Source organism: Sphingomonas sp. (genome assembly GCF_031426035.1).
Lineage (GTDB): Bacteria > Pseudomonadota > Alphaproteobacteria > Sphingomonadales > Sphingomonadaceae > Sphingomicrobium.
The window spans coordinates 1-9,926 of the sequence record NZ_JANPKO010000112.1 but is presented as its reverse complement, the minus strand read 5'-3'; the positions used below and the strand labels follow the sequence as shown (position 1 = coordinate 9,926).

General features: G+C 67.1%; 15 protein-coding genes and 1 tRNA gene. 9 read left to right on the top strand and 7 right to left on the bottom strand.

What is annotated here, in order from left to right; genetic code table 11:
- The 3 genes from RMP08_RS08345 to RMP08_RS08335 all read right to left on the bottom strand — a co-directional run.
- A partial coding sequence (locus RMP08_RS08345; RefSeq protein ID WP_310468533.1) for a M10 family metallopeptidase C-terminal domain-containing protein occupies positions 1-1,626 on the bottom strand: 1,626 nt, incomplete at its 3' end.
- A 117-nt stretch (positions 1,627-1,743) separates the two neighbouring features.
- Positions 1,744-2,118: a hypothetical protein gene (locus RMP08_RS08340; RefSeq protein ID WP_310468532.1), complete on the bottom strand. Its 375-nt coding sequence runs from the start codon at positions 2,116-2,118 to the stop codon at positions 1,744-1,746.
- A 75-nt stretch (positions 2,119-2,193) separates the two neighbouring features.
- Positions 2,194-2,283 (bottom strand) — tRNA-Ser (locus tag RMP08_RS08335).
- Between the two features lie 132 nt (positions 2,284-2,415).
- Between RMP08_RS08335 and hspQ the strand changes: the two genes are divergently transcribed.
- From hspQ to RMP08_RS08315, 4 genes are all read left to right on the top strand, one after another.
- On the top strand, positions 2,416-2,760 hold the full coding sequence (hspQ, locus tag RMP08_RS08330) for a heat shock protein HspQ (protein WP_310468531.1): 345 nt from the start codon (positions 2,416-2,418) through the stop codon (positions 2,758-2,760).
- 175 nt (positions 2,761-2,935) lie between these two features.
- On the top strand, positions 2,936-3,460 hold the full coding sequence (gene rplU, locus RMP08_RS08325; RefSeq protein ID WP_310468530.1) for a 50S ribosomal protein L21: 525 nt from the start codon (positions 2,936-2,938) through the stop codon (positions 3,458-3,460).
- A 2-nt stretch (positions 3,461-3,462) separates the two neighbouring features.
- Positions 3,463-3,729: a 50S ribosomal protein L27 gene (rpmA, locus tag RMP08_RS08320; RefSeq protein WP_310468529.1), complete on the top strand. Its 267-nt coding sequence runs from the start codon at positions 3,463-3,465 to the stop codon at positions 3,727-3,729.
- A gap of 168 nt (positions 3,730-3,897) precedes the next feature.
- Positions 3,898-4,443 (top strand): GNAT family N-acetyltransferase, encoded by a 546-nt coding sequence (locus tag RMP08_RS08315; protein WP_310468528.1) that lies wholly within the window; start codon positions 3,898-3,900, stop codon positions 4,441-4,443.
- A 1-nt stretch (position 4,444) separates the two neighbouring features.
- On the opposite strand, the gene RMP08_RS08310 is transcribed toward RMP08_RS08315, so the two are convergent.
- Positions 4,445-5,323, bottom strand: coding sequence for a metal-dependent hydrolase (locus RMP08_RS08310; RefSeq protein WP_310468527.1), 879 nt, complete (start codon positions 5,321-5,323; stop codon positions 4,445-4,447).
- A 28-nt stretch (positions 5,324-5,351) separates the two neighbouring features.
- Between RMP08_RS08310 and RMP08_RS08305 the strand changes: the two genes are divergently transcribed.
- Positions 5,352-5,957, top strand: coding sequence for a TetR family transcriptional regulator (locus RMP08_RS08305; protein ID WP_310468526.1), 606 nt, complete (start codon positions 5,352-5,354; stop codon positions 5,955-5,957).
- Here RMP08_RS08305 and RMP08_RS08300 read toward each other — a convergent pair.
- The 3 genes from RMP08_RS08300 to RMP08_RS08290 are packed head-to-tail and all read right to left on the bottom strand — an operon-like array spanning position 5,924 to position 6,585.
- On the bottom strand, positions 5,924-6,256 hold the full coding sequence (locus tag RMP08_RS08300) for a type II toxin-antitoxin system RelE/ParE family toxin (protein WP_310468525.1): 333 nt from the start codon (positions 6,254-6,256) through the stop codon (positions 5,924-5,926). The genes RMP08_RS08305 and RMP08_RS08300 overlap by 34 nt on opposite strands.
- Positions 6,216-6,392: an antitoxin gene (locus tag RMP08_RS08295; RefSeq protein WP_310468524.1), complete on the bottom strand. Its 177-nt coding sequence runs from the start codon at positions 6,390-6,392 to the stop codon at positions 6,216-6,218. Before RMP08_RS08295 ends, RMP08_RS08300 begins: the two co-directional genes overlap by 41 nt.
- A gap of 34 nt (positions 6,393-6,426) precedes the next feature.
- Positions 6,427-6,585: a hypothetical protein gene (locus RMP08_RS08290; protein ID WP_310468523.1), complete on the bottom strand. Its 159-nt coding sequence runs from the start codon at positions 6,583-6,585 to the stop codon at positions 6,427-6,429.
- 390 nt (positions 6,586-6,975) lie between these two features.
- Between RMP08_RS08290 and obgE the strand changes: the two genes are divergently transcribed.
- From obgE to RMP08_RS08270, 4 genes are all read left to right on the top strand, one after another.
- On the top strand, positions 6,976-8,022 hold the full coding sequence (gene obgE / locus RMP08_RS08285) for a GTPase ObgE (RefSeq protein ID WP_310468522.1): 1,047 nt from the start codon (positions 6,976-6,978) through the stop codon (positions 8,020-8,022).
- Entirely contained in the window at positions 8,007-8,924 is a 918-nt protein-coding gene (locus RMP08_RS08280; RefSeq protein ID WP_310468521.1) for an NAD-dependent epimerase/dehydratase family protein, read from the top strand. The genes obgE and RMP08_RS08280 overlap by 16 nt, the downstream gene beginning before the upstream one ends.
- Positions 8,925-8,985: 61 nt before the next feature.
- The gene (locus RMP08_RS08275; RefSeq protein WP_310468520.1) at positions 8,986-9,234 is read left to right on the top strand and encodes an acyl carrier protein; all 249 of its coding nucleotides are present in this window, start codon (positions 8,986-8,988) and stop codon (positions 9,232-9,234) included.
- Positions 9,231-9,926 (top strand): aminotransferase class I/II-fold pyridoxal phosphate-dependent enzyme (locus tag RMP08_RS08270; RefSeq protein ID WP_310468519.1); only part of this gene is annotated, 696 nt, incomplete at its 3' end. The genes RMP08_RS08275 and RMP08_RS08270, both read left to right, overlap by 4 nt.

Genomic DNA, 9,926 nt, shown 5'->3' with positions numbered 1-9,926 from the left:
GCCCGCCGCGCTGGCCTCGATCGCGCGGTCGCCGACATTGTCGACATAATAAGTGTCGTTGCCGCTGCCGCCGCTCATGGTGTCCGCGCCGAGGCTGCCGTTGAGGACGTTGTTGCCGCTGTTGCCGACCATCACGTTGTTGAGGGTGTTGCCGAAGCCGTTGATGGTGGCGGTCCCGGTCAAGGTCAGGTCCTCGACGTTGACGCCGAGCGCGAAGGTCACCGAGCTGAACACGCGGTCGATCCCAAGCACCGCCGATTCGTAGGCGCGGTCGCCGGCATTGTCGGCGTAATAGATGTCGGCGCCGTTGCCGCCGTACATCGCGTCGGCGCCGATCCCGCCGATCAGCGTGTCGTTGCCGTTGTTGCCTTGCAGGTTGTCGTTCCCGGCGCCGCCGTTCAACACGTTGGCGACTGCATTGCCGAGCATGGTGTCGTTGCCGCTGCCGCCGAGCGCGTTCTCGATGACGGTGCCGCGGGCAATGTTGACGTTGCCGACGCCGCTGCCGATGTTGGAAAAGGTTTCGGAATTGAGATTAATGCGCTGGTTGGTCGCGAACCCCGAATAATTAAGCGTATCGATGCCGCCGTTGTCGATGATGGTGTAGGCGATGTTCGGATAGAGCGCGGCGTTGAACACATCGCGCCCGGCGGTCGAACCGAAACCGTAGGTGGTGTGGCCGGTGCGGGTGGTGGTCGGCGTCCCGTACATCGAGTGGGCCGCAATCAGGTCGGCGACTTGCGGTGTGCCGATGTAGTTGAAGGTGAACCCCTGGCCGGCGAAATAGGTATTTTCGGTCTGGTCGAAATACGACATGATGGTCGTCGCCCAGCTGTCGTTCTGATAGTGCGCGTCGGTCGTATAAACCGCCGACCCGTTGTAATTGCCGCCGTGGCCAAGCCCGAGCGCGTGGCCGATCTCGTGGATGTAGGTCTGGAACGAATAGTTATCGAGGCTACCCTCGTCGCCGGCATACCAGCTGGTATGGATGTTGACGTGCGAAGACGTGATAATGCCGCCGGTATGAACCGACGAAGCGTAGGCACCGCTGTCATTGTCGTCGAACGTGATCTGCCCGCCGCTTAACACCTCGTTGAAGGTGATGCCGAGCGCGTCGCTCCACATCGCCAGCGCCGCACGGGCGAAGAACTGACCCTCCGCGGTGAGCAGCGTCAGGTTGACGCTCAGCGCTCCGCCGGGAGCCACCGCGAACTCCCGCGGGCCTGACCCGCTCCAAGTCCAATACCCGCCGGTGAGTTGCGTGCCGATCTGGTCGTTGGTGTACACGGGCGGAGATGTGACAGCCAGTTCGTATGTGCCGGTGGCAGTACCGAACGCCGACGCGTCGATGTAGTAGGTTCCGGTCGTCGTCGCCGTGAAACTGATCCGCGAGTCCAGGGTCCCGCCGTAATCGTCATTGACGGCGAGTTGCGTACCCGACGAATTCAGCAGCCGCAGGTAGGGATCACTAAGGGTATCGCCATTCAGCGTGATTACGATTGACTGGCCGGCCGTAAGATCGATGCGGATCCAGTCGTGATCGCCCGCCACTTCAATGTTGTCGCTGAGCGTCCCGCCGACGCTGATTGTCGCAGTGGTCGTCGTATCCCCTGGAATATCCGGCATGTGAAGTCCCCCCGAACCGTCCAGACCCCCCGCCTGCCGCGATCACTCCGTGCCGCGGCGACTCGTCTGGAATGCACGACGATTGAAGCACTTTTGCGGACGATTGTTAATCGAAATTTAGCGGGGCTGCGCGAGCCGCCGTGCAATTTCCCTGGCCAGCATGCCAATCGTCCCGCGATTGAGCGGCCGGTCGGATATCGACACTTCGATCGGGGGGAAGGTGCGGCCGTCGGGCGCGGTCACCGTCGCCGCCGCCCCGTAGGCGTTGATCACCCGCACCTCGACCCTGGCACCGGCGGTGGCGGCGCCTGCTTCCTGCGCAGCGGCGCGGATGGCGTCGCACAGCGCATCGGCGCCGCCGGTCTCCGGCGGCAAAAGTTCGCCGCCGCTTACGGTGCAGCCCAGCTGGGTGGTCGACGCGCTGTTCATCGCGCAAGTACTCCCTCCGGCGGTCGCCAGCAGCACGCCCGCAATCACTTTGAGGACGCTCATCGGACCCCGCCTCGCTTCATCGTCTCGAGCGCGGAGTGTAAAGCGCGGCCGGCCGCTTGGCCAGTCCGCCGCGCGTGGCGGAGAGGGTGGGATTCGAACCCACGGTAGGCTTGCACCCACGCCGCATTTCGAGTGCGGTGCTTTCGACCACTCAGCCACCTCTCCGCGAGGGTGCGCATGGCGGGGCTAATGCCGGCCGCCGGTCGGTCGGCGCCTCTAGCAAGCCCGCCGGTGCTTGCCTAGCCTCGTCCCCGGCCCCAGATTGCAGCCATGTCGACAGTTGAACGTTTGCCCCCCATGCCCGCCGCCTTCCCCACCATGCCGCTCGCGCGGTTTTCGATCGGCGAGGTCGTGCGCCATCGCCTGCTCGACTTCCGCGGGGTCATTTTCGACGTCGACCCGGAGTTCGCCAACAGCGACGAATGGTATGATTCGATCCCCGAGGCGATGCGCCCGGCCAAGGACCAACCGTTCTACCACCTGCTCGCGGAGAACGCCGAGTCGAGCTACGTCGCCTACGTCAGCCAGCAGAATCTGGTCCCCGACGACAGCGACGAGCCGGTCGACCATCCCGCGATCGACAATCTGTTCGAGCGCTTCGCCGCCGGCCGCTACCAGCTCCGCCCCCACCACCGCCACTAGATCCTCCCCGCCATTTGGAGGGGAGGGGGACCGTCCGCGCAGCGGATGGTGGAGGGGCCCCTTCTCACTCCCCCGCGGTTGACAGGTTGGGGCCGCCCGCTTAGGCGGCTCGCTTTCGCGCGGCGGGCGTTCGGCCCGGTCTCGCGCGGACCCGGACTTGAAAAGAGAAGAGCCAATGTTCGCAGTCGTGCGCACGGGCGGCAAGCAATATCGCGTCGCCCCCGGAGACAAGATCGTGGTCGAGAAGATCGACGGCGAGGCCGGTGACAAGGTCACGCTGGGCGATATCCTGCTCGCCGGCGACGGCGCCGACCTCAAGAGCACCAGCGGCCTGACCGTCGCCGCCGAGATCGTCGCCCAGGCCAAGGCCGACAAGGTGACGGTGTTCAAGAAGCGCCGCCGCCACAATTACCGCCGCAAGAAGGGCCATCGCCAGCAGCACACGATCCTGCGCATCACCGCGATCGGCGATCACAAGGCTGAGAAGAAAGCCGCTCCGAAGGCTGAGAAGGCCGAGCCCAAGGCCGCTCCGGCCGAGAAACCCAAGGCCGAGGCCGCTCCGAAGGCGGCCGCGCCGGCCAAGAAGCCCGCTGCCAAGGCCGAAGCCAAGCCTGCGGCGTCGACAAAGAATGCTGCACCTGCTAAGGCGCCCGCCAAGAAGGCCGCTCCGAAAGCGGCTGCCAAGACCAAGAAGAAGTAACGATGGCACATAAAAAAGCAGGCGGCTCCTCGCGCAACGGGCGCGACAGCGAATCGAAGCGGCTCGGCGTCAAGCTGTTCGGCAGCCAGGCGGCGCGCGCCGGCAACATCATCGTGCGTCAGCGCGGCACCAAGTGGCACCCGGGCGACAATGTCGGCATCGGCAAGGATCATACCTTGTTCGCGCTGACCGACGGCACCGTCACCTTCCGTGACGGCAAGCTGGGCCGCAAATATGTGCATATTATGCCGGCCGAAGGACAAGCATAGGAACGGTCGATAACGGCGCCGTTCCCACGAGGGGGCGGCCCGGGCGACATCTCACCAGAGATCGAAACCAAGGGAGAAGAGGGAAGCCCCCTCTCCTCCCTTTTTTGTGTCTTCTCCCGAAACTGTCACCGGCCGGCGCTAGGCGGGCCGCGGGGAGGAGTAGGACCGATGTTCGCGCGCACGAAGAGACTGCTGTTGAGACCGGGCTGGGCCCAGGACGCTGCCGCGCTGGCCGCGGCGATTGCCGACGAGACCATCGTGCGCAACCTCGCCACCGCGCCGTGGCCCTATGGCCAGCGCGACGCCGAGGCGTTCCTCGCCGCCCCGCGCGATCCGGTGCTGCCCTCGCTGTTGCTGTTCGAGCGCACTTCGGATGCGCCGCGGCTGGTCGGCGCGTGCGGGCTCGGCCGCCGCCCGTCGGGCCATGTCGAATTGGGCTATTGGATCGCGCGCGCCCACTGGGGCCGCGGCTTCGCCACCGAGGCGTGCGCGGCGCTGATCGAGATCGCCCGCACGCTCGGGCTGGCGCGGCTCGAGGGCTCGCACTTCCTCGACAATCCCGCCTCGGGGCGCGTGCTGGAAAAGCTCGGCTTCGTCCCCAACGGCATCACCGCCCCGCGCTACAGCTGCGCGCGCGGCGCCGAAGCCCAGGCGCGCCTGCTGCGGCTGGAACTGGCGGACGCTGAGAAAGTCGAGGAGTCGCTGGCGGCCTGAACTACGCCGCGCGGCGCACCTTCTTGGCCGGCTGCGGCATCGCCACCACGCTCTCGTCATACGCGCGCAGCAAATGGCGGTCGTCCTCGTTCCACGGATGGAAGCTCGGGCTGAAGAAGCTCGCCCACGCGCCCGCTATCTTGCGGAACATCCCGGGGCGGATCCACAGATACCACAGCAGGCTGGCCCACGCCCTGACCCCGGTCACCCCGTCCTGGCGCATCAGCTCGAGCGCGCCGGCGGTGCGGTCGACGACGAAGTTGCGGGTGATGAACAGCATCACCTTGGCCTTGACCTTCCAGCGTTTGGCGCGCGGCCAGTCGCGGGTGGCGTGGAGCCAGGTGTCGTAGGCGACCCCCTTGTGCTCGATTTCTTCGCACGCGTGCCACCGCCAAAGCGCCGCGGTCTCGGCCTCGCCCTGGGCCAGATGGCGCGGGTCGGCGAGCAGCTCGTGGGCGAGGATCGCGGTGAAATGCTCGAGCGCCATGGTCGCCGCGAGGCTGACGATCGGCGGCTTGGACTTGGTCATCGCCAACCGCTCGTCGACCCGCTGCTGGAGCTTGGTCAAATCGTATCCGGCGTCGGCTGCGCGGCGGTTGAACGCCAAATGCTCGCGGCTGTGGATCACCTCCTGCGTGGTGAACGCCTTGATCTCTTCCGCCAGTTTGGGCGGGGCGCCGTCGCGAAACGCGCGCACGCTGTCGACGAAAAACGCCTCGCCGGTGGGGAAGGTCGCCGACAGCGCGTTGTAGATTGCGGTCGCGGCGTGGCCGCCGCCGTGCCACAGACGCGCCGGGGCGGAATCGCGCCCGAAGCGGCGGTCGCGCGGGTTGATGGTGAGGTCGGCCGGGGTCGGCGCCGTGGCAAGGTGAGTCGTCATGCACACAGACTGGATTTAACTTACACTGATGTCAATAGTCCGCAAGCGCCTGACCCAGGAAGAAAGCCGCTTCGCCGCATTGGAAGCGGCGCGGGCGCTCCTGATCGCCGAAGGCCCGCAGGCGGTGACCTTGAAAGCGGTCGCGGCGCGGATCGGCCGCACCCATGCCAATTTGCTCCACCATTTCGGCTCGGCGGCGGGGCTCCAGGCCGAGCTCGCGCGGACCATCGCCGCCGCGGTCACCCGCCGCATCGGCGAGACCGTCGAGCGCGCGCGGCGCGGCGAGGCCGACGCGCGCGAGATCGTCGACCGCACCTTCGAGGCATTCGGCCAGGAAGGCGCCGGCGCGCTTGCCGCGTGGATGATCCTGTCCGGGAACCGCGACGCGCTCGACCCGATCCTCACCGAGATCCGCGCCCTGGTCGATCAATTGACCGTCGAGCACGAGCAGCACGGCGTCCCCGAAACCACCCTCAACCTGGTCCTCGCGGCGCTCGGCGACTCTTTGCTCGGCGCGCCGATCACCGAGGCCCTCGGCCTCGACCGCGACGCCGCCCGCCAGCTCGCCGCCGACACCTTGCGCCGCCGGCTGGAGGCGCATCATGGGGCGGCCAATCCGTCGTCCTCATCCTGAGCGCCGTGGCGAATGCGCAGGATGGTGACCCGATCGCGATCGACACGATAGCGCAGGATGTAGGGCCAAACGACGCTCAGCTCTCTTAAACCGTCGCCTGCATTTCGGCCTCGCAGCGGGAAATCCTTGAGGCTTTCGCCCAAGTCGCCAAGCCGTTCCACCGGGCGCTCCGCCGCAGCGGAATTGAATGCCCCGATATAAATGCTGATGTGATCAAGGTTGTCGATCGCCTGGTGGGACCAGAAAACCTTGGCCAGTTTAGCCGTCGGCGCGCGGCCGGCGGGTTGGCTTGCCGGCAATGCGGTCGCGCAGCCATTGCATCACGACCTCGTGCGGGACGACGCGACCCGCGCGAATATCGTCCTCGGCCCGCCGGTCGGCTTCCTTCTCGGCGTCCGGATCGAGCGGTTCGAAGGCGTTGGGTTGATGATTCATCGGGTCTGCTTACCACCAATCGCGTCCAAAGTCCTCAGCCCCACACCTCGCCGAACAGCCGCGCGAAATTGTTGCCGAGGATCTTCTCGACCCGCGCCGAACCGTGCCCGCGCTTGAGCAAATCGTCGGCGAGGCGCTCGAACCGCCGCGGATGATCCCCTCGACACCGCCCTCGGCGGCCAGCGAGCGGCATTTCAACCGCCCGTAGATTCTCAAATCTATTTGCGCGGCATTTAACGGGTCGAGCGGTCTGGGCGGTAGTGCCAGCGCGTCAATTTTCGCCGCGGCAATTAGGCATCGCGACGGCTTCTTGCCCAATATTTCCAGAGGGCAACCCCACCAGCGAGAGAGAACAGGACCATGCCCGGGATCAAGCTGTTCAGCACCAGGCTCAGGGAGACCCCGGCAACTAGCAGAAATGCCGCTAATTCAAATTTTCGTAATGCCACAAGGCCTCCATGCTTTACGCCAAGCATACAGGAAGCAAAGGCTGGATGCGTTAGGTTGGCCGGATAATTCAAATTGAGTCACTGCCGAAGCGGCCGCTTTGGCAATCCGCGCGCCGTTCCCCTAAAGGCCCGCCATGCATTTCCTCGACCAGGCCAAGATCTTCATCCGCTCGGGCGCCGGCGGCCCCGGCGCGGTCGGCTTCCGCCGCGAGAAGTATATCGAATATGGCGGTCCCGACGGCGGCGACGGCGGCAAGGGCGGCGACGTCATCTTCGAAGCGGTGGCCGGCCTCAACACCCTCATCGACTTCCGCTACACCCAGCACTTCCGCGCCCCCCGCGGCAAGGGCGGCGCGGGCTCCAACCGCACCGGGGCGGGCGGCGACGACCTCGTCATCAAGGTCCCGGTCGGCACCCAGATCTTGTCCGACGACGACGACCGCAGCGTGCTCGCCGATTTGACCGAGGTCGGCCAGCGCATCACCTTCTTGAAGGGCGGCGACGGCGGGCGCGGCAATGCCAGCTACAAGACCTCGACCAACCGCGCCCCGCGCCAGCACGGCCTCGGCTGGCCGGGCGAGGAACAATGGGTGTGGCTGCGGTTGAAATTGCTCGCCGACGTCGGCCTCGTCGGGCTGCCCAACGCGGGCAAGTCGACCTTCCTCAACGCCACCACCAACGCCGCCGCCAAGGTCGGCGACTACCCCTTCACCACGCTGCGCCCGCAATTGGGCGTGGTGCGCCACAAGGGCCGCGAGTTCGTCCTCGCCGACATCCCCGGGCTGATCGAGGGCGCCGCCGAAGGCGCCGGCATCGGCGACCGCTTCTTGGGCCATGTCGAGCGCTGCCGGCTGCTGCTGCACCTGGTCGACGCCTCCGCCCCCGATGCGGCCGAGGCATGGCGCATCGTGCGCGGCGAGCTCGAAGCCTATGGCGCCGGGCTCGAGGATAAGCCCGAGGTGATCGCCTTGAGCCGCGCCGATCTGATCGACGCCAAGGCGATGGCCAAGGCGGCCAAGGCGGTCGAGAAGGTCGGCGGGGTCCAGCCGATGGCGATCTCGGCGCCGACCGGCCAAGGCGTCGAGGCGCTGCTCGACCTGATCGTCGAGCGGCTTGGCGAGGCGCAGCCTGAGCGTGCCCCCGACGCGCCGGCCGACGAACGGCCGTGGTCCCCGCTTTGATTCTCGGCGTCACCGGCGGCACCGGGTTCGTCGGCGCGCGGCTGCTCGATGCCGCGCTCGCCGCCGGGCACGAAGTCCGCGCGCTGACCCGCCGCGCGATGCCCCCGCGGGAACGGGTAATCTGGGTCGACGGCTCGCTCGAGGACACCGCCGCGCTGGCCCGCCTCGCCGACGGCGCCGACGCGGTGATCCACATCGCCGGGCTGATCAACGGCCGCAGCGCCGCCGCGTTCGACGCCTGCAACGTGACCGGCACCGCCGCCATGCTCGATGCCGCGCGCGCCGGCGGCGCCAAGCGTTTCGTCCATGTCTCCTCGCTCGCCGCGCGCGAGCCCGGCGTGTCGCTGTACGGCGCGTCCAAGGCCAGATCGGAGGCGCTGGTCGAAGCGTCGGGCCTGCGCCACGCGATCGTCCGCCCGCCCGCGGTCTACGGCCCCGGCGACAAGGAGACGCTCGAGCTGTTCCGCCTCGCCAACCTCGGCCTCGCTTTGCTCCCCCCGGCGGGCCGCATTTCGGTCATCCACGTCGATGATCTCGCCGCTTTGCTGCTCGCGCTGGCCGATCCCGCCGCGCCTACGGGCTTGCTGGTCGAGCCCGACGACGGCCGCGCCGGCGGCTGGACCCACCGCGACTTCGCGCTCGCGCTGGGCGAAGCGGTCGGCCGCAAGCCGCTCGTAGTGCCCGTCCCCAGCGTCGTAATGCGCGCCGCCGCCAGTGCCGACCAATTGCTCCGCCGCGGCAACGCCAAGCTGACCGCCGACCGCGCCGCTTACTTCGCCCATCCCGACTGGGTCGCCGACCCCGCCCGCGCCGTCCCAGCCGAACTATGGCGCCCGCAAATCCCCACCCCCACCGGCCTCGCCGCCACCGCCGCCTGGTACCGCGCGCACAAGTGGCTCTAGCCCGCCCTAATCGCGCCCCATTGCGTTGCGAAACAGCCGCCCCACCACTAGACGGGCCGCCATGACCGACCGACCGCAAACCTACGCGCGCGTCACCGCGCTGATCGAGCGCTTCAACAAGAAGGGGGTTGCCGTCACCGAGGCCACCCGCTTCGCCCAGGACCTCGAGTGGGACAGCCTCACCGTGCTCGATTTCGTCGCCGAGATCGAGGACGAGTTCGACGTCATGATCACCATGAACACCCAGGCCGAGATCGAGACTGTCGGCCAGCTCGTCGACACCGTCGAGAAATTGAGCGCGGGGGCGTGACCGACCTCTTTTCGAAGTTCGACCCGCTCATCGAGCAGCGCACGGCGATGCTCGCCGACGGCCTCGCCGACCCTTTCAACCTGGTCATGGAGAGCGTCGAATCGCCGACCGTGGCAATCTGCAACGGCAAGCGCACGATCCTGCTCGGCACCTACAATTACATGGGCATGACCTTCGACCCCGAGGTCATCGCCGCGGGCAAGCAGGCGCTCGACGAGTTCGGCTCGGGCACCACCGGCAGCCGCGTCCTCAACGGCACCTACGCCGGCCACCGCGCGTGCGAGGAAGCGCTCAAGGACTTCTACGGGATGGACCACGCGATGGTCTTCTCGACCGGCTACCAGGCCAATCTCGGGATCATCTCGACCATCGCCGGCAAGGATGACTACATCATCCTCGACATCGACAGCCATGCCTCGATCTACGACGGCTGCGCGCTCGGCAACGCCCAGATCGTGCCGTTCCGCCACAACGACGTCGAATCGATGGAAAAGCGCCTGAAGCGCATCCCCGAGGGCGCCGGCAAACTGGTCATCCTCGAGGGCGTCTATTCGATGCTCGGCGACATCGCGCCATTGAAGGAAATGGTCGCGGTGGCCAAGGCCAATGGCGCGATGGTACTGGTCGACGAGGCCCATTCGATGGGCTTCATCGGCGAAAATGGTCGCGGCGTCGCCGAGGCGCAGGGCGTC